This window comes from Corynebacterium sp. HFH0082, from assembly GCF_000411235.1.
In the GTDB taxonomy this organism is placed as follows: domain Bacteria; phylum Actinomycetota; class Actinomycetes; order Mycobacteriales; family Mycobacteriaceae; genus Corynebacterium; species Corynebacterium jeikeium_D.
This window is the reverse complement of sequence record NZ_KE150404.1, coordinates 508,034-525,818: the sequence shown is the minus strand read 5'-3', so window position 1 is coordinate 525,818 and position 17,785 is coordinate 508,034. Positions and strand designations below refer to the sequence as shown.

General features: G+C 58.0%; 17 protein-coding genes and 1 tRNA gene. 12 read left to right on the top strand and 6 right to left on the bottom strand.

Annotated elements, in window-relative coordinates:
- Positions 1-3: 3 nt before the first annotated feature.
- Positions 4-1,041: an aldo/keto reductase gene (locus HMPREF1206_RS02195; RefSeq protein WP_016421770.1), complete on the top strand. Its 1,038-nt coding sequence runs from the start codon at positions 4-6 to the stop codon at positions 1,039-1,041.
- Here the strand turns inward: HMPREF1206_RS02195 and HMPREF1206_RS02190 are convergent.
- The gene (locus tag HMPREF1206_RS02190; RefSeq protein WP_016421769.1) at positions 1,025-2,008 is read right to left on the bottom strand and encodes an LLM class oxidoreductase; all 984 of its coding nucleotides are present in this window, start codon (positions 2,006-2,008) and stop codon (positions 1,025-1,027) included. The two genes, HMPREF1206_RS02195 and HMPREF1206_RS02190, sit on opposite strands and share 17 nt — an antisense overlap.
- Positions 2,009-2,062: 54 nt before the next feature.
- Here HMPREF1206_RS02190 and HMPREF1206_RS02185 point away from each other — a divergent pair, with 54 nt between their 5' ends.
- A complete protein-coding gene (locus HMPREF1206_RS02185; protein ID WP_016421768.1) occupies positions 2,063-2,980 on the top strand; it encodes an NAD(P)-binding domain-containing protein in 918 nt (305 codons plus the stop codon).
- Here the strand turns inward: HMPREF1206_RS02185 and HMPREF1206_RS02180 are convergent.
- The gene (locus HMPREF1206_RS02180) at positions 2,937-3,458 is read right to left on the bottom strand and encodes a GNAT family N-acetyltransferase (RefSeq protein ID WP_016421767.1); all 522 of its coding nucleotides are present in this window, start codon (positions 3,456-3,458) and stop codon (positions 2,937-2,939) included. The genes HMPREF1206_RS02185 and HMPREF1206_RS02180 overlap by 44 nt on opposite strands.
- Before the next feature lie 298 nt (positions 3,459-3,756).
- On the opposite strand from HMPREF1206_RS02180, the gene HMPREF1206_RS02175 reads away from it, so the two are divergent.
- Entirely contained in the window at positions 3,757-4,986 is a 1,230-nt protein-coding gene (locus HMPREF1206_RS02175; protein WP_016421766.1) for an HNH endonuclease signature motif containing protein, read from the top strand.
- Here the strand turns inward: HMPREF1206_RS02175 and HMPREF1206_RS02170 are convergent.
- A complete protein-coding gene (locus HMPREF1206_RS02170; RefSeq protein ID WP_005511827.1) occupies positions 4,983-5,309 on the bottom strand; it encodes a transglycosylase family protein in 327 nt (108 codons plus the stop codon). The genes HMPREF1206_RS02175 and HMPREF1206_RS02170 overlap by 4 nt on opposite strands.
- 93 nt (positions 5,310-5,402) lie before the next feature.
- Between HMPREF1206_RS02170 and HMPREF1206_RS02165 the strand changes: the two genes are divergently transcribed.
- Entirely contained in the window at positions 5,403-6,416 is a 1,014-nt protein-coding gene (locus HMPREF1206_RS02165) for an App1 family protein (RefSeq protein ID WP_016421765.1), read from the top strand.
- A complete protein-coding gene (locus HMPREF1206_RS02160) occupies positions 6,413-7,105 on the top strand; it encodes an AAA family ATPase (RefSeq protein ID WP_016421764.1) in 693 nt (230 codons plus the stop codon). Before HMPREF1206_RS02165 ends, HMPREF1206_RS02160 begins: the two co-directional genes overlap by 4 nt.
- Here the strand turns inward: HMPREF1206_RS02160 and HMPREF1206_RS02155 are convergent.
- Positions 7,089-8,471 carry a DHA2 family efflux MFS transporter permease subunit gene (locus tag HMPREF1206_RS02155; protein WP_016421763.1) on the bottom strand — a complete coding sequence of 461 codons (1,383 nt, stop codon included), beginning with the start codon at positions 8,469-8,471 and terminating at the stop codon, positions 7,089-7,091. The two genes, HMPREF1206_RS02160 and HMPREF1206_RS02155, sit on opposite strands and share 17 nt — an antisense overlap.
- A gap of 59 nt (positions 8,472-8,530) precedes the next feature.
- Here HMPREF1206_RS02155 and HMPREF1206_RS02150 point away from each other — a divergent pair, with 59 nt between their 5' ends.
- On the top strand, positions 8,531-8,947 hold the full coding sequence (locus HMPREF1206_RS02150; protein WP_016421762.1) for an iron chaperone: 417 nt from the start codon (positions 8,531-8,533) through the stop codon (positions 8,945-8,947).
- Positions 8,948-8,985: 38 nt separating this feature from the next.
- Here HMPREF1206_RS02150 and HMPREF1206_RS02145 read toward each other — a convergent pair whose 3' ends face one another.
- Positions 8,986-9,801: a hypothetical protein gene (locus HMPREF1206_RS02145; RefSeq protein WP_016421761.1), complete on the bottom strand. Its 816-nt coding sequence runs from the start codon at positions 9,799-9,801 to the stop codon at positions 8,986-8,988.
- A gap of 713 nt (positions 9,802-10,514) precedes the next feature.
- Here HMPREF1206_RS02145 and HMPREF1206_RS02140 point away from each other — a divergent pair.
- Positions 10,515-11,699, top strand: coding sequence for an IS256-like element IS3503 family transposase (locus tag HMPREF1206_RS02140; protein WP_011018353.1), 1,185 nt, complete (start codon positions 10,515-10,517; stop codon positions 11,697-11,699).
- A 112-nt stretch (positions 11,700-11,811) separates the two neighbouring features.
- Here HMPREF1206_RS02140 and HMPREF1206_RS02135 read toward each other — a convergent pair.
- A tRNA-Leu gene (locus HMPREF1206_RS02135) sits at positions 11,812-11,895 on the bottom strand.
- Between the two features lie 265 nt (positions 11,896-12,160).
- Between HMPREF1206_RS02135 and HMPREF1206_RS02130 the strand changes: the two genes are divergently transcribed.
- From HMPREF1206_RS02130 to HMPREF1206_RS02110, 5 genes are all read left to right on the top strand, one after another.
- Positions 12,161-13,060 carry a DUF3662 and FHA domain-containing protein gene (locus HMPREF1206_RS02130; protein WP_016421759.1) on the top strand — a complete coding sequence of 300 codons (900 nt, stop codon included), beginning with the start codon at positions 12,161-12,163 and terminating at the stop codon, positions 13,058-13,060.
- Between the two features lie 136 nt (positions 13,061-13,196).
- The gene (locus tag HMPREF1206_RS02125; protein WP_016421758.1) at positions 13,197-13,658 is read left to right on the top strand and encodes an FHA domain-containing protein; all 462 of its coding nucleotides are present in this window, start codon (positions 13,197-13,199) and stop codon (positions 13,656-13,658) included.
- The gene (locus HMPREF1206_RS02120; RefSeq protein WP_016421757.1) at positions 13,655-14,989 is read left to right on the top strand and encodes a PP2C family serine/threonine-protein phosphatase; all 1,335 of its coding nucleotides are present in this window, start codon (positions 13,655-13,657) and stop codon (positions 14,987-14,989) included. Before HMPREF1206_RS02125 ends, HMPREF1206_RS02120 begins: the two co-directional genes overlap by 4 nt.
- Positions 14,986-16,347 (top strand): FtsW/RodA/SpoVE family cell cycle protein, encoded by a 1,362-nt coding sequence (locus HMPREF1206_RS02115; protein ID WP_016421756.1) that lies wholly within the window; start codon positions 14,986-14,988, stop codon positions 16,345-16,347. The genes HMPREF1206_RS02120 and HMPREF1206_RS02115 overlap by 4 nt, the downstream gene beginning before the upstream one ends.
- Positions 16,348-17,784: a penicillin-binding transpeptidase domain-containing protein gene (locus HMPREF1206_RS02110; RefSeq protein ID WP_016421755.1), complete on the top strand. Its 1,437-nt coding sequence runs from the start codon at positions 16,348-16,350 to the stop codon at positions 17,782-17,784. It abuts the gene before it with no gap.
- The last annotated feature ends 1 nt before the right edge of the window (position 17,785 follow it).

Below are 17,785 nucleotides of genomic sequence, written 5' to 3'. Positions count from 1 at the left end.
CACATGGCTTATCCAGACGTGTACCACGCCAATGACAACCGCTATGAAACGATGCCGTACAACCGCTCCGGCGACACGGGACTAAAGCTTCCAGCCATTACGCTGGGACTTTGGCATAACTTTGGTGATGACCGGCCGCTCGAGACGCAGCGTGAAATCCTGCGCACCGCGTTCGACCACGGCGTCACGCACTTCGATCTCGCCAACAATTACGGCCCACCACAGGGCTCTGCGGAGGCGAATTTCGGTCGCATCATGGCCAAGGATTTCGCTCCCTACCGCGATGAAATGATCATTTCCTCCAAGGCCGGTTGGTACATGCAGGATGGCCCCTACGGCTTCGGCGGCTCGCGGAAATACCTCGTGGCCAGCTGCGATGCCTCGCTGAAGCGCATGGGCCTGGATTATGTGGACATTTTCTACCACCACCGGCCCGACCCGGATACGCCTATCGAGGAAACCGTCGCCGCCCTCGACTTCCTCGTCCGCTCGGGACGCGCGCTCTACGTCGGCGTGAGCTCCTACTCCCCCGAGCTCACTCGCCGTGCGCAGAAAATCGCGCGTGAGCTGGGCACTCCGTTGACTATTCACCAGCCGAGCTACTCCATGTTCAACCGTTGGATCGAGGACGAATTGCTGGAGACCTGCGCCGACGAAGGCATGGGCGTCATCGCCTTTTCCGCGCTTGCGCAGGGTCTTCTCACCGACCGATATCTGGATGGCGTGCCGGAGTCCTCGCGTCTCGGCGCGCACAAGATGAACTCGGGGTTCCTCAACGACGACACGCTCACCGCCATCCGTGAGCTCAACGCCATTGCTTTACGACGAGGCCAGTCCCTGGCACAGATGGCCATCTCGTGGGTTCTCCGCCGTGACGAAGTGACCTCCGCCCTAATTGGGGCATCGTCGGTGGAACAGCTGAAAAACAGCCTCGGCGCCCTGGACGCTGCGCCGTTTAGCGATGAAGAACTCGCGGAGATCGACAAGTGGGCCGTCGACCGCGGAATCAATCAGTGGCAGGGCGCTACGGAGTCTGTATAGCCGGCAGCACATACTCAATCAGCTCATCAATCTGTTCTTCCGCATCCCGTTTAGAGGTGCGGAAGTTGATGCTGACGTGATTGATGCCGAGCTGTCGCTGGGAGTGCAGCAGTTCGATGAGCTTGTTGCGGCCAAGGCGGTACCCGAAGTGGCCACCCTGCGCGAGCGCGTCGGGGTCTTCATGCAGGTCGATCCACAGTGATTCCAGGAAGGGTTTGAACACGTCCTCACCACACTCTTGTGCCACCGCTTCCTGCCAGTTGGCGATGTTCTTCTTCTGCATTTCCAAACCCTTGTGGTACATGAACCACCCGTCGGTATGCGCGGCCTTCCACTCCAGGCTCTGCTGACAGGAGCCGGTGGCCAACAGCGGAACTCGGCGTGCCAGCGGCTTGGGCACCACATCGGATCCGCCCATCTTGCCCTCGGACCACCGGATAGGCCGGTCACTGGTGCTGAGGGCCTTTTCATAGACCTCGATATGCTCGCGGAAACGCTCACCGCGCTTGCCTTTGTCCTGGTTAAAGGCGGGGAACTCCTCGGGTCGATCGCCGGTGGCAACGCCGAAGAGGAAACGGCCGTCGGAAAGCCTGTCCAGCGTGGCCGCGCGCTTAGCCATCACCAACGGATGCTGAAAAGGCACAACGATTGCGCCGGTGCCGAGCGCTATGTCGGTGGTGTGTGCGGCGATGTAGCTGAGGTACATCCAGGGGTCGTAGACCTGGCCGACGTCGCCGAATGTTTCCACACGCAGCGGGATGTCGCGCGCCCACACTGCCGCGATGCCTGCGCGTTCGGCTTTCTGAATCAGCCGAATCTGATTGCTCAGCACGTCCTTGGGTTCGGCTTCGGCGTCCTGTTCGATGGGCAGGCTGAGACCCACAGTGAGTCGGCCCGGCGCGAATGTGCGCTGGTAACCGGGTAGTTCGTCAATGGGCTTGTCCGAAAGATCAAACAGCGAGCTCATGGTGTTTAACGGTAGTACAGCTTGAGCCACGGCACTCGCAGTTAAACTGGGACCATGCTTGAGGATGCCATCATCGTCGGAGGCGGCCAAGCTGCCCTCGCTACCGCCTACTACCTGCACAAACACGACATTGATCCGCTCATTCTGGACAATCAGTCGGCTCCCGGCGGCTCCTGGCGCAATGTCTGGCCCTCAATGACGCTCTTTTCCACCCCGGGTTTCTCCAACCTTCCGGGCATCCAGATGCCCGATTATGACGGCTTCCCGCCCGCTTCCCATGTGATTGATTACCTCAGCTCCTACGAAAAGCGCTACGAACTGCGCGTTCAGCGCCCGGTTAACGTTACCCACGTCACCCACGACGGCACCTTCCACCTCACCAGCGATGCCGGAGACTTCGAGTCCCACCAACTCATCGCCGCCACCGGCAACCGCCCCTTCGTCCCCCACTACCCCGGCACGACCTCCGCAAAGCAGTGGCATTCGGCCAACTACCCAGGCCCCGAACCCTTCGAAGGCTCCCGCGTTGCCGTTGTCGGCGCGGCGAACTCCGGCGCCCAAATCGCCGCTGAACTGATACTTTCCGGTATCGACACCACCTGGTTCACCCGCCACGAACCGCGCTGGATGCCCGACGACGTCGACGGTCGCGTCCTGTTCAAACGCTACCGCCAGGGCTCCACCGACAGCATCGGCGACATCGTCGTCCTGCCGCCCGTCCGCAAAGCCCGCGACTCCGGCGCACTCACCTGGACGCCCATGTTCTCCTCGCTTGACGACGTCCACGCGGACCACCTCATCTGGTGCACCGGTTTCCGCCCAGCGCTCGGCCCTTTCCGCAGCATCGACTCTGACCTCATCGAGTTCGTCGGCTACGGCGACTGGGTTGGCCCCGGTGCCGCCACGATTATGGGCGTTGGCCCCTTCGCTAAGCGCGCGGCCGAGCGGGTGGCTGCCCGTCTGTCAGCATGACCTGCATCAACAGCATGTCCAACCATCGCCCGTTCTTCGTCCCCACCTGCGGCAGTAGCCCAACACGCTGAAAGCCATACTTTTTGTGCAGCGCAATCGACCCCTCGTTACTGCCTTCAATCGCCGCAACCAGAACGTGCTTTCCCGCCTCCCGGGCAGCATTAATGGTCTTGTTCAATAGTGCGCCACCAATTCCCCGGCCTTGAAAGTTCGGATGCACGTAGATGGAGTTTTCCACCGTGTACTGAAACCCGTCGAAGTCACGGAAATCGCTAAAGGTGGCATACCCAGCGACTTCGTCGTCAAGCGTGGCGACGAAAACCGGGTAGCCCTTGTCCCAGTGCGCCTCCATCCATGCGATGCGATTCTCCGCACTGACAGTGTCATCATTCCAGATGGCGACGGTGTTGATTACGGCTTCGTTGTAGATCTCCGCGATTGCCGCGGCATCGTCCCGCGTTGCGTGCCGGATGATCACGGTTTTGCTCCCCATTGTCTGCGCTGGTTATCTGCACTCTGCTTTTATGAAAGCGAGATTACCAAGCTTCTACGTTCGAACGGGTGTTTTAGTTTTGTTTTCCGTCCGCTAGCTCGCATACAGCTCACACTACCCCCTCAAATATGCAGCTAGATAGCGCTTTACCGCCTCCACCGACCACCTTCGAAAACTCCTCAAAATTCTCTTTCATTCCTCTTTACAAGCCAGAAAAGCGCCCGTACGATAGCAAGTAAGTTCGAAAGAAAACCGACAACCATTGGAGCACCAGGGGGATCCAATGAAGTCCGAACAAGTACCCGAACCATATTGGGCTCATGAGAATTCTGAAGATGAGCTCTCAGCACTCGCGCGGGCTACCAACCGCGCCCAACTTGAGTTGATTGAAGCCTGCTGCCCTGCAGGTGATGATGACGTTGAAAACCATGCCGCTCGCATCAGCGTTCGGTTGGGAATCACTCGCAGTGAGGCACTGCGTATCTGTGACATTGGCCTGTTGCTGGAGAAAATGCCACAGTTGGCGGAATATGCCCGGGAAAGCTGCGCATTATCCATGCGGCAACTCGGCATCATTGCACATGGCGTAGTCGGCATCGAGCCTGATCAAATACCCGATGCAGAGAAGAAGATTCTGGCATTGGTTACGCCACGGAAGCGTCGTCAAGCAATGATTGGTCCTCGCACGCTCACCACCAAAATTGGTGATATTGCTGCGGATTTGGATGACCGCGCTCGTGCCGACGGCACAATTCCCACCATCACCGATACGGAATCGGTGACTCTGGTGGAACGTCCCGACAGCTACTCCCAAATCATTCTCACACTGCGGCCGGACCGCGCCTATTTTGCCATGTGCGCGATTGAAACGGTTTTCCGCGCGAATGAGGAAATGACGCAGGCGGATGCATTTGTGGAACTCATCCACCAGCGCACCAATGCGGAAGTTGTGCTCAATGTTTTCCGCGAGCCCCACAGTGATGATGCCTGGCTGGACGGCGCCGGCTGGCTTGGCGCGCTGGTCACGGAAGAGTGGATGCAAAAGGTGACGCATGTCCGCCTCTCAGCAGACAGCGCCACCAATGGTTACCGTCCAACTCCAGCGCAGGTCGCCCGCGTCCACGGTCGCGACGGCACGTGTCGCTTCCCCGGCTGCGAAGTCCCAGCATATAAGTGCGATATTGACCATATCGCGCCGTACAACCAGGAAGCCCCCGAAGCCGGTGGCCCCACCGACACACAGAATCTGCACTGCCTATGCAGGAAGCACCACAACCTGAAAACCCACAAGCTCTGGGATATCACCGCTTATGAGGACGGCTCAGAGGTGTGGTCCTCTGCCGACGGTATTACCGCGGCGACCGTCCCGGCCGGACCATTAGCCGGGTTCGGGCGACAGACTTTTGACAAACGCGCTACTCAGAAGACGAAAGCACGCCATGACCACTACATGAAGTGGTGGCTGTCATTCGCGGCTGTGCCAGATCTGGTCTTTGATGATGGGGAGGATTAACCCAGCGGACCACCGCAGTTCGGCCATGCGCCAGCACCCTGGGAGGCAAGCACGCGCTCGCCAATCTCAATCTGCTGCTCCTTAGTGGCCTGGTCAGCCGTCGGTGCGTACTGGTCACCGCCGTGGCCACTCCAGGTCTGCTGCGAGAACTGCAGTCCGCCGTAGTAGCCGTTACCGGTATTGGTCTGCCAATTTCCGCCGGACTCACAAGCCGCAACCTGATCCCAGGCGCTAACTGATGCAGCGTTAGCGGCCGCGGTCGGGGCAGCAATCATGCCTGCTGCCACAGCGGCGGATGCGATGAACTTACCGGAAAAACGCATAAAAAGAGAACACTCCTAAAGGGTTGACTTTTCTCTTGGGCGACCAACCTACGCGCACCCTCCCCCGTCCTGTCAACCCGTATCCTGGAAAGCATGTCCGTGGCAGATGTCGTCCGCAAGACCGAGAGAAGGATCAACGCGCTGGCCGCCAAGCGTTCCAAAAACGCTGGTTGGGAACCGGAAATCATCGGTTTCACCGGGTACGGAAGTGCAGAGCGCGTTCGCGTATTCGGCCGTGTCCTCCTGAAGGATCCGGCCAAAAAACGAGACGAAGAACGAAACAAAAAACGCGGTTTTTGGCAGTTCTTTACCGTCGAACTCGCGGACTTTCCCGTCACCATCACTGCCGGCGACCGCACGGTGGAAACCACCACGGATAGCAACGGCTATATCGAGGTACTAATCAGGAATCACGGCCTCGAACCCGGCTGGCACGAAATTACCATCAACGACACTCCTGCAGAGGTCCTCATCCTCTCCCCGGAGACCAAATACGGCATCGTCTCCGATATTGATGACACCGTGTTGGTCACCATGCTGCCGCGCGCCCTCATCGCCGCCTACAACTCCTGGGTCAAGGAGACAGACGAGCGCAAGGCCGTCGCTGGCTTCAGCGAGTTCTATGCGCAACTTCGCCGTCGTTACGCGAGCAAAACCGACGAGGACACGGACGTTCCCGTCATCTATCTCTCCACCGGAGCGTGGAACACCTTCAGCACACTAAAAAAGTTCCTACACCGCAACAACCTGCCGAAGGGCCCACTGCTGCTCACCGACTGGGGGCCAACGCCCACCGGCCTGTTCCGCTCGGGCAAGGAACACAAGAAGGTGCGACTTCGCGACCTGTTTATTGACTTCCCCGAAATCAACTGGATTCTCGTCGGCGATGATGGCCAGTACGACCCGCTCATCTACGGCACGGCCGCGGCGGAGCATCCGGACAAGGTCGCGGCCATCGCAATCCGCAACCTCACTCCCAGCGAGCACGTGCTCTCTCACGGCACGGCGGTGCCAATTGAAAAGTTGGAGAACAAGGAGGTCCCGTTCATCGAGGGCACAGACGGCTATGAACTGCTCAAACAGATCGACCAGCTGCCGCAACCATGATCTACCTCCGCCATGCCCGTATTCACGATGATGCCGAGCTCCCGGCGTACGTCGTAAAGCTCGCCCTGCCCTTCCCCATGGCCTTCACCACGCCGATTACCATCCTGACCGGCGAAAACGGCAAGGGAAAGTCGACAGTGCTGGAGGCGTTGGCATCGGCGATGGGTGTCGATACGGACGGCGGCTCGCGGTACAAGACGCAGGAGCGCACCTCCCCAGTCCCCCTGGCGCTGACCAGGCGCAATCCCCCGGATACGTTTTTCTTTCGCGGCGACGCGCACCTGAACCTCGCGCGCTATTACGAGTCGCTTGGGCTGCTACCAGGTGGCAGAGAAATGGCAGACCTCACCCAGATGAGCCACGGCCAATCCATCATGACGCTGGCCGAACGCCGCTTCAGTCCCGAATCACTGATTTTCCTTGACGAACCCGAGTCCGGACTGTCGGTCCTACGCCAACTGGAGCTCCTCGGCCGCCTCGGCGCGCTCGCGGAAGCCGGCGCACAAATCATCATGGCGACGCATTCCCCTATCCTGCTCGCCGCACCGGAAGCAACAATCATTTCGCTTGACGACGCCGACACCACCCACTTCGAAGACACCCTCGCGGTACGGGCAACCAGGGATTTCCTAGCCGATCCCGTCGGCATCGCGGACTACATGGTGGAGCGTTTTACTTCGGATTCTTAAGCCCCAGCGCCGCCACGACACCCAGGGCCGACAGTGCCACCGGCAACCACATCGCGTCACTCATGGCGGTGGTGAAGTCGCCACGGCTGCTGCTGAGCGCCGCGGCCATGACGGTGGCAATCAGCGCGCTGCCCAGCACACTGCCGATCTGGCGGATGGTGTTGTACACACCGGAGGCGGCACCGGCGAGGGACGGGTCGATGTTGCGGGTGGCAGCCGTCGACAGCGTGCCCCAAATAAACGCGTTTGCCACACCGAATGCGGCGCCCGGCAGCAGCAGCCACAGCACAGAGAGGTCCTCGTGGATGAGGTAGTGGAACCCGAGCATGCCCACCAGCGAGGACCCAAAACCAATCAGCGCGAACTCGCGGAACTTCAGCCGGTCCAGCATTCGCCCAGTCCACGGTGCCATGACACCGGAAATGACCGCCTGCGGCACGAGCAGTAGTGAGGCCTGGATGGTCGATAGGTCGCGAGCATTCTGGGCGAAGAGGATGATTGGGAAACCAACCGCGACCACCAGCGCCCCCGTCACAGCAATCGCCAGCGAGGAGATGGTGAAGTTGCGATCCTTAAAAAGGGACAGCGGCATCAGCGGTTCGGCCGTGGTCTTGGCCTCCCACGCGGTGAATAGTCCAAGAACCACCGCACCAGCGACAATCAGCGCCCAGATCCAGCCTGCCCAACCGGCGCTCTCACCTTCCTGAATGCCGAAGACCAGCAGGAACATACCAATCGCGCTGAGTACAACACCGAGATAATCAATCTTGTTGCGGTGCGTCTCAAATGTCGGCAGATAGCGGAACGCAAAAACGAGCCCGATCAGCCCAATCGGCACATTAATAAGGAAAATCCAGCGCCAACTCAGCAGCTCAATCAACACGCCTCCGGCCAGCGGCCCCGTCAGCGAGGCAATTCCGGCCGCCGCACCCCACAGCCCCATCGCCGCACCGCGATGTGCCGGCGGAAACATCTGCGTAATCAGCGCCATCGTCTGCGGCGTCAGCAGCGCGGCCCCCAGTCCCTGCACCACGCGGGCAATGATCAGCATGCTTAACGACGGCGCCAACCCACACGCCAGCGACGCCAACACGAAGATAACCAGGCCCGCTACATAGGTGTGCTTGACTCCCCAGAGATCACCGAGCCTGCCGGTAATAAGCAACGGCACAGCATAGGCCAGCAGATAACCACTGGTCACCCACATGACCTGGTTGAGCTCACCGCCCAGTTCATGCTGGATGGTGTTGATACCAACGGTGACAATGGTGGCGTCGACCAGGATCATGAAGAAGCCGAGCAAAACGGTCCACAGCGCTGGCCACGCCTTTTTGGGATCAAACTGAGTATTCAAATCTGTAGCCACTCGGAGTCATGTTAGTTGATGGCACGGTTGTTAGTTGATGGCACAGTAAAATCCAGACCATGGCTGTTCAGCATATGACCGACGAAACCATCGCCGAGTTCTTCGCCGACCACCTCTCGCGCGTAGATGATGACACGCAGCGCGCTGTCGCTCTCGAGGTGCTGGAATGGGTTCACGAAAAGTACCCGGAACTGGGCGTTCGCATCGCTTGGAATCAGCCGATGTTCACGCTCGATGGCACTTTTATCATCGGTTTCTCCTACGCCAAGAAACACATGGCGATTGCCCCGGAACGCGCAGGTATTGAAAAGTTCGCCGACGACTTCGATGCCCGTGGCCTCTCCTACGGAAAAATGATGGTCCGTTTCCCCTGGCCAAAGGACGGCAAGGCCGAGTCCATGCCGCTGGACCTGCTGGCCAAGATGATTGAGTTCAACATGGAGGACAAGCGCGGGATGACCAAGTTTTGGCGATAGGCCGGGGTTGATTACCAGACCTGGAAGCTGCCAAGCATTTAATGAGCATTCCTTTCCTCAGCGAGATTGCGGAGGAATGCGTCTTTGTCGTCGCAGTAAATCTCAATCGAGAAAACGGTCATTAGCCCCTTGTAAAGATCTTCTGCCACGACTTGCGAATCCACTTCTAATCTGACGTTCACTTCACTCAAAACAGGCACCCTGAGATTGCCGTCCTCGTCAATTGCTATGTCCCCTCCTTCACCTGCCGTTACGGAGCTCGCATGACGTAACTGTGACCACGGAATTTCGCAAATAAGCCTTCGCCCATTTCGCAGTACGAGTCCTTGCGGTGTCATTAGATGTGGATGATCCCGAACAGTTACGTAAAATCCAGATAAAAGAACTACGGCATAAACACTAATTACCAGCAATAAATATCGCCAAAACGCATTAGAAATAGCAAAATGCACTATGCTTATTTCTGCAACGCTCAGCGCCAGTATCATAAAAACAACAGTTCGAAGGTTTCTATATGCTGTGAAGGATCTGACTTCACTGTCGACATTTCTCTGAGGCTTAAAAAAGGTGAAAGCAGCTAGCAGCGAACCAACTTCCGAAACGAGTAACGCTAGTATTTTTCGAGGTACGCCAAATTTCTTTGACGTCTCGGACAGCGAAGAAGCCCATGACCTGCCATTTCTGAGATAGTCTTGCCACATACCTCTAAACAGTAAGAGAAAAGCCGCAACCACCACGGCAAGTGGTAACAGGAATACCCAACCCGGCAAACCAGATACCACATTCATAAGAAGGAAAAGAACTCCTTCAAAAATAATTGCGGCACCCAGCATTGCTCTAAATACAATTTTCATGTTTGCCTTCCGACTATGAATTGGCAGGTTTTCCTCGGAAGAAGATTACTCACCAAACGGGCTCTCTCTTAATACTTCTTACACATTCTTGAGTTGCCTTTTCACGATATGAACAGGTACCAAATGGTCGTTAAAATATGGCCGTAAGCCAAGCTCATGACTGAACACCGCTATATCAATGCCCCAGATGAGGGCCGACTGCCCTCATGCACATCTCAAAACTATTCAAGTTTTCTTCTACTTTCAATACAAAATGAGTTGTGAGATTTCTACATTTCTTCTCGTGAGCCGTTGCAATGCTAGCTGGCCGACGCATCCGACGACTTATGGCCACGCTATTCACCTATCGATGCGCTACAGCGTGTCCACAAGTGAATAGCGCATCGACAAGTGAGAGAGCCTGGCTCACAGCGTGCGCATAAGTGCCGAAAAACCATCGATAAGTCAGGGGAATACATCGACAAGTCCCCGAAACCTGGCCATAAGTGCCGGACAGGGTTAAAGGAGAGTTAAAGGACAAGCCAACAACGTCAGCTCAGCATCTGCTTCTGCTTCAACCCAGGGTTAAGTAAAGAAAAGTGTGTCCGCATGCCACCATAACCCCAGACCACACACCACAAATCACCAAAGAATAGCTCCCCGAAAGCTATTACCCACACCATCCCGCACCTCCGGCCACATTTGTGCTAACCGCACACCGGTTGGATTAAAGGATGACCACCAACCGCCCCAGCTGCCCACTATGCGGCAACAACACAAAGAAAAACGGCACCACCAGCAAATCAACCACCCGTTGGCGCTGCACCCACTGCGGACACTCCTTTACCCGCAACACCCAAACCCACAACAAAAACACCGCCACCATGGCTTTGTTCATCCAATGGGCCACCGGCACCCAATCTCTAACCACCTTCGCCGCACACCATGGCGTAACCAGGCAAACCATGCACCACCGATTCCGATGGTGCTGGTGGATCATCCCCACACCCACCATCGACTCATTCCGCATCCATGACCAAATCTTCCTCGACGCGACCTATCTAAAGTCCGGATGCCTCCTGATCGCAGCCAGTAAAACCCACGTCATCAACTGGACCTGGGCCAGACACGAAACCACCGCCGCCTACACCGAACTCCTACGCCCCATTGCCGCACCACTAATCGCAGTCACAGACGGCGGACAAGGTGCCCAATCAGCCATCCACCACTGCTGGCCAACAACACGCATCCAACGCTGCCTCGTCCACGCCCAACGAACAGTCCGCCGCCACACCACCAGCAACCCCCGCACCGATGCCGGCAAAACCCTCTACCGCCTAGCCCTGAAACTCACTCGCATCACCGACCTTGACCAAGCATCCACATGGGTCGCCCACCTGCACGAATTCGACCACACCTACCGGGAATGGATGAACGAGAAAACCACCATCAAAGACCCTGCTACCGGCGCCTACACCAAGGTCTACACCCACCAACGCGTCCGAGCGGCCTATCAATCATTGCTATCTCTGCACCGCAGAGACCTGCTGTTTACCTACCTGCAACCCCCACCAACAACCATCGACCCCGACAACCTTGCAGCAACAACAAACAGCCTCGAAGGTGGCATCAACGCCCCCATAAAAGAACTAGCCCGCAGACACCGCGGACTATCACTACCGCATCAACGCACAGTGATGGATTGGTGGCTGTATCTACATACAGAAGTCCCTGACGATCCGGTCAAGATCGCCAGGGACCAACGATGGGGTCAAGACGCACTTTCCACAGCAACAGACCTGATCACCCACAACACCACAGCCACTACCAATGACATCGGTGCACCAGCAGAATACGACACCGCCATCGACACCAGCTACCAACACAACCTCGGCATCCAAAAAGGCTGGATCAAATAACCGCAACACGCCCGGAAAAGACACACTTTTCTTTACTTAACCCTCAACCCAAACCCCAACCCCAGAAACAAAAAATCCTCGGAAGCTTTTACACTTCCGAGGATCTTCGCTGTGGGCGAAGGGGGACTTGAACCCCCACGTCCGTAAAGGACACTGGCACCTGAAGCCAGCGCGTCTGCCATTCCGCCACTCGCCCGTGGGAACGAATAGAACTATAACACCCCGCGCTAATACACCACCAAATCCCCAGGCCAGCGCACGTTTTCCATCACTTTTCAGCACTTAGCAATAGCAACTTCCTCCACAACCGTCGTCACTATTTGATAAACCTCAGTAGTTCCTAGCCCTTAACTGAAGGTGTAGGGCTCTATACTGTTGCTTAAGTATCGATAATTTTTGTGCACATTTTTTTCACGTAACCCGCCGCGGTTTGGCGGGAGAAGGCGAATTTCTTTAGTCAGATGGATTTCCTAGGACGCATCCGCAAGCTCGATAGCTCGCTTCAGCGCGGGCTCGATAACAGCTTTGCGCGCGTGTTCGGCGGCAAGGTTGTCCCGAATGAGTTAGAAGAATGCCTGAAGCAGGAAATTGAAGACTTCCTGATGCAGGACGCCAACGGTCAGTACTTGGCACCCAATGATTTCCGCATTGGCATCAGCGCTGCCGACTACAAGAACCTCTCTGCGTCCGAGCCCAACCTGCCGAATCAGTTGGCTGACCGCATGACACGCTACTGCCGCAACAACGGCTGGGGTTTCACCGGTTCCATTAGCGTCCACCTGCAGGCAGTGGAGTCGCTCCATACCGGCCAGTTGAAGACGGCCAGCACTTTCACCGAGGACACCGTGGGCACCTCGGAGTTCGTCCCATTCGAGGACAGTGCCGATGATGCCAACACTGACGCAGCCCCGTCGCAAAGCGATGATGAACCCCAAGCTGCAGAGACCTCTGCCGCCTACCACCCGCAGCCGGAAGCTGAGCAGTTCCCCACCGCTTCTCGCCCCATCCCCGCGGTCGACCCAGAGGCTGCAACTGAGCTGAGCAGCGCGACCGTGGGCGAAGACCAGCCCCAGGAAAAGACCGTCACCCTGCTGTTACAGGACGGCTCCTCGCGCGTATTTGAGGTGCGCCATGGTTCGAACATCATCGGCCGCGGCACCGCTTCCGACTTCCGCCTCCCGGATACTGGTGTTTCCCGCCAGCATGCCGAGATCACGTGGGATGGCCAGGACGCTGTGCTCGTCGATTTGCATTCGACCAACGGCACCATTGTCAATGGCGAACCCATTGAGAACTGGCTGCTGGCCGACGGCGACGAAATCTCGTTGGGACATTCTGTTCTCGAAGTTCAGATTCGCTGATTCAGATCCGCTAAGTAGTGAGGTTCACCAGGTTCACATGCCACTGCCCTAGGTTTGCCGACACATTCCTGGAATAATTACGTCCGTGTGTTCGGTTTGCGGACCCACCAGCTCTACATAAGGAGGTTCCTCGGACGTGGAAGCTATCGTTTTTCTGCTTTCGCGCATCGGCGTGCTGGTCGTCCTGTGGTTTTTCATTTGGATGACGCTTCGCACCCTGCGTACAGAAACAACAGGCTCGGCTCCGCTGCGCCCACTTCGGCAGGCCAGCAGTGCTCCGGCCAAGCGTTTCCAGCGCTCGCAGACTCCACATCAGCTCCTTGTCACCTCCGGGCCGCTGGCGGGTTCGCGCATGAACCTAAACAACCAACGCGACATCACTATTGGCCGTTCAGAGTCGAATGCCTTCGTCCTCAACGATGACTTCGCCTCGGGCCAGCACGCTCGCGTCATCAACCGCGACGGCATCTGGTACTTGGAGGATCTGGACTCCCGCAATGGCACATTCCTCAATGGCCAGCGCGTGGAACAGCCGGAACGCCTGGCTTCGGGTATGGAATTTCGTATTGGCCGTACAACTTTGAGGTTGCAACCATGAGTCTTGCTCTGAATTACACGGCCCGCTCTGACCGCGGCCTCATCCGACAGAACAACGAGGACTCCGCCTATGCGGGTTCGCGTCTGCTCGCGCTTGCCGACGGCATGGGTGGCCACGCCGCCGGAGAAATCGCATCTCAGCTGATGATTGCGGCCGTCTCTCGGCTGGACAATGATCAGCCCGGCCCCGATTTGCTCGAGTCCCTGCGCAGCGCCTGCATGGAGGGCAATAACTCCATTGCGGATGAAATTGAGCAGAACCCCTCTACGCAAGGCATGGGCACTACGCTGACTGCTCTGCTTTTCGACGGCACCCGCCTGGGCATGTGCCATGTCGGTGACTCGCGTGGCTATCTGCTGCGCGACGGGGAGCTCATCCGCATTACCCGGGATGACACCTATGTGCAGTCCCTGGTGGATGAGGGCAATCTCACCGAAGAAGAAGCGGCAATTCACCCTCAGCGCTCACTGATTTTGAAGGCTCTCACCGGTCGCCCGGTGGAGCCTACTTTGTCTTATCGCGATGTTCACGAGGGCGATCGCTACCTGCTGTGCTCGGATGGTCTATCCGATCCAGTGTCCGCGGACACCATCAAGGATGTGCTCTCGGAGGGCACTCCGGACGAGGCCGCTACCAAGCTCATTGACTACGCGTTGAAGTCCGGTGGTCCGGATAACATCACCGTGGTGGTTGCCGATGTTGTCGATTCGTCGGCACGCACGCCTTACGAGCCCGCCCTGGCCGGTGCCCTACAGAGTGCGGAGGAGGAACTCCCCCGCCCCAATACGTCAGCGGGACGCGCGGCGGCACTCCGCCCGCGGAAGTCGCAGGAAATTGCAGTGACTTCGGCGCCGGAGAAGAAAGCTTCCAAGGGCAAGTGGCTAGTTATTTCTGTGGTGCTGGTGCTGGTGGCCGGGTTGGTCGGCCTTGGTATTTGGGGCTGGCAGAAGAAGGAGTCGATGTACCATCTCGCGGTGGTCGACGGGCAGGTGCAGCTGATGCACGGCGTGCCCGGCAGTTTGCTGGGCTTCGATCTGCAAGAGCCACATCAGTTCATCTGTTTGACCGATGACAATAAAGTTCAGCTTCCTCCGGCTGGGACGCCGAAGGAGAAGGTCGACTGCCACATCATGACGCCGGAAGATCTCTCGCCGGCGGCACGCAATTCGCTGGAAGGTCTGCCGGCTGATTCCTACGACGGTGTCAGCGACCAGATTGGCCGTTTGGCGGAGTCGGCACTGCCGGTATGTCTGTCCGTTTCCGACGATGACAAGAAGGATGAAAAGCTGGGCTCGAAGCCAGGAGTCAACTGTAGGCAGGTGCGAAAATGAGTGAAACTACCACGAAGCGACAGCTTCGGATGAAGGAAATGCTCCTGCTGCTGCTGTCGGCAGGATTGTTGCTTTTGGCACTAATTTCGCTGGAACTGGCTCAGGGCAACTCTCTGACCGCAGATGTCTTTTACATCATTGGCGGATTCTTTGTGATCTTTGCAGTGGCGCATATCGCGCTGACCTTTGTGGCGCCCAACGCCGATCAGGTGATGCTGCCGGTTGCAGCAACGCTCAATGCCTTGGGGCTGGTGATGATTCACCGCCTCGACCTGGCCAATGACACCTCGTTGGTGCGCAACCAGATCATGTGGACCGTACTCAGTGTCGCACTGTTTATCGGCGTGATCGTCCTGCTGCGCAACCATCACTCGCTGTCGCAGTACTCGTATCTGCTGGGTCTCGGCGGCTTGATTCTGTTGGCGCTACCGCTGGTGTGGCCGTCGTCGATTAATGCTGATGCCCGCATCTGGATTTCCATCGGCCCGTTCTCCATGCAGCCGGGTGAGTTTGCCAAGGTCATGCTGCTGATCTTCTTTGCTCAGCTGCTGGTGAATAAGCGCTCGCTGTTCAATGTGGCGGGCAAGCGTTTCCTGGGCATTGATTTCCCGCGTGTTCGCGACCTGGGTCCGATTCTGCTGATCTGGGGCATCGCTACCGTCATCATGGCTCTGCAGAATGACTTTGGCCCGGCGCTGGTGCTCTTCGGCACTGTGCTGGCAATGCTCTACGCTGCCACCGGTCGTGGTTCCTGGCTGATCATCGGCATGGTGCTGGTGACCGTCGGCGTTGTCGGTGTCTACATGGTTTCGGACAAGATTCAGGCGCGAGTCACGCATTTCCTGGATCCGTTGGGCTCCTACGACGAGGGTGGCTACCAGCTCTCCCAGGGTCTGTTCGGCATGAGCTGGGGTGGCATCGGTGGCACCGGTCTGGGCCAGGGCTACCCACAGAACATTCCGGTGGCACACTCTGACTTCATCCTCTCGGCCTTTGGTGAGGAGCTCGGTTTTACCGGCCTGAGTGCCATCATCCTGCTGTTCGCGATTCTGATTTCCCGCGGTATTTCGGCGAGCTTGGCGGTACGTGATTCCTTTGGCAAGCTGCTGGCGGCCGGTGTCGCATTCTCGATGGCCATTCAGCTGTTCGTGGTTGCAGCCGGTGTTTCCAAGCTGATGCCGCTGACCGGTCTGACTACTCCGTTCATGTCAGCCGGTGGTTCCTCACTGCTGGCCAGCTACATCATGTTGGCCATCGTGCTGCGCGTCTCTGACGAGGCCAACCGCCCCTGGGGTATTCCAAGCAACCCTTCGGGCCTCAACGACAATGCCACCGCATCTCAGGAGGTGAACCAGTAGATGAATAAAACCATTCGCCAAATCTTTGTTGTCGTTCTCGGACTCTTCGTTCTTCTACTGGCGAACCTGACCTACATCCAGGGCTTCCAGCAGGATAAGTACGCCCACAATCCGCTGAATAGCCGCCAGTTCCTGGAGGAAAAGTCCAAACCTCGCGGCCAAATCACCACTGACGGCGACATTCTGGCCCACTCGGTCAAGGGCGAGAGCGGCTTCTATGACCGCAGCTACGACACCGACCCGGAGGCATATGCCGCGGTGGTCGGATACCTGTCGGACATCTACGGCTCCGCCGGTATCGAACGCTCTCAGAACGAGATCTTGAACGGCAGCGACCCTTCGCTGTTTACCTCCCGCGCCCTCGACATGGTCACGGGCAAGGAACCCTCTGGGGCCTCCACGGAGCTGACGCTGTTGCCGAACGCTCAGCGGACTGCGTACCAACAACTCGCTGAACGCGGCTACGTCGGCTCCGCCGTCGCCATTCGCCCATCGACGGGTGAAATTCTCGCGATGGCCTCCACACCGTCGTTCAACCCGAATGACATCGCCGCCGGCGACGAGAGTACCTGGCAGTCCCTCAATAACAATGAGGGCGCACCGCTGCTCAACCACGCCACTCAGCGTCCGCTGCCGCCGGGTTCCACTTTCAAGGTGTTGACCACGGTCACGGCACTGGAGCAAGGCGCTTCCCCGGACACCTCGGTCACTGGCGCACCGCAGATTACGCTGCCGGATACCACCACTACGTTGGAGAACTACGGTGGCTCGACCTGTGGTGGGGCTACTACAACTCTCCGCCAGGCTTTCGCGCAGTCCTGTAATACGGCATTCGCTGAGCTCGGTATGCAGTACGGGGCCGATGCGCTCAAGGACGTCGCTAAGCGATTCGGCATCGGTGAGACCCACGATGACGCGGGCCTGCCGATTCAGCCCTCCGCTGTCGGTGATATTCCGGATCAGTCCTCGCTGGGTCAGACCTCCATTGGTCAGCGCGACGTGTCTTTCACGCCGCTGGACAACGCCATCATCGCCGCCACGATTGCCAACGGCGGCGTGCGCATGGAACCCCAGATCATCAAATCGGTGCGCGGTGCCGACCTCTCCGAAATCAAGTCCTTTAAGCCGATTGAAGCCGGCGAGGCGATTTCGCCGGAGGTCGCGGAGACCGTAACTGAGCTGATGCGCGGCTCCGAGTCGCACTCGGGCGGTAACGGTTCGCGTATTGCCTCCAAGACCGGTACCGCGGAACACGGTGCTGTCCGCGGCGAGTACGCACCGCACGTCTGGTACATCGCCTTCGCGCCGGACTCCGATGTCGCCGTGGCTGTCGTCGTGGAAAACGGTGGCGGCCAGGGCCAGGGCGCTACCGGCGCCTCCGTTGCTGCCCCGATTGGCCGTGCACTCATTGACGCGGTCGAACAGGCGGGTCGATAAG

Bases quoted from the DNA above. Each gene is read 5' to 3' on its own strand.
- HMPREF1206_RS02110 (WP_016421755.1), top strand. From the start codon at position 16,348: ATGAATAAAACCATTCGCCAAATCTTTGTTGTCGTTCTCGGACTCTTC.
- HMPREF1206_RS02175 (WP_016421766.1), top strand. From the start codon at position 3,757: ATGAAGTCCGAACAAGTACCCGAACCATATTGGGCTCATGAGAATTCT.
- HMPREF1206_RS02160 (WP_016421764.1), top strand. From the start codon at position 6,413: ATGATCTACCTCCGCCATGCCCGTATTCACGATGATGCCGAGCTCCCG.
- HMPREF1206_RS02165 (WP_016421765.1), top strand. From the start codon at position 5,403: ATGTCCGTGGCAGATGTCGTCCGCAAGACCGAGAGAAGGATCAACGCG.
- HMPREF1206_RS02130 (WP_016421759.1), top strand. From the start codon at position 12,161: ATGGATTTCCTAGGACGCATCCGCAAGCTCGATAGCTCGCTTCAGCGC.
- HMPREF1206_RS02170 (WP_005511827.1), bottom strand. From the start codon at position 5,309: ATGCGTTTTTCCGGTAAGTTCATCGCATCCGCCGCTGTGGCAGCAGGC.
- HMPREF1206_RS02115 (WP_016421756.1), top strand. From the start codon at position 14,986: ATGAGTGAAACTACCACGAAGCGACAGCTTCGGATGAAGGAAATGCTC.
- HMPREF1206_RS02190 (WP_016421769.1), bottom strand. From the start codon at position 2,008: ATGAGCTCGCTGTTTGATCTTTCGGACAAGCCCATTGACGAACTACCC.
- HMPREF1206_RS02185 (WP_016421768.1), top strand. From the start codon at position 2,063: ATGCTTGAGGATGCCATCATCGTCGGAGGCGGCCAAGCTGCCCTCGCT.
- HMPREF1206_RS02145 (WP_016421761.1), bottom strand. From the start codon at position 9,801: ATGAAAATTGTATTTAGAGCAATGCTGGGTGCCGCAATTATTTTTGAA.
- HMPREF1206_RS02150 (WP_016421762.1), top strand. From the start codon at position 8,531: ATGGCTGTTCAGCATATGACCGACGAAACCATCGCCGAGTTCTTCGCC.
- HMPREF1206_RS02140 (WP_011018353.1), top strand. From the start codon at position 10,515: ATGACCACCAACCGCCCCAGCTGCCCACTATGCGGCAACAACACAAAG.
- HMPREF1206_RS02120 (WP_016421757.1), top strand. From the start codon at position 13,655: ATGAGTCTTGCTCTGAATTACACGGCCCGCTCTGACCGCGGCCTCATC.
- HMPREF1206_RS02195 (WP_016421770.1), top strand. From the start codon at position 4: ATGGCTTATCCAGACGTGTACCACGCCAATGACAACCGCTATGAAACG.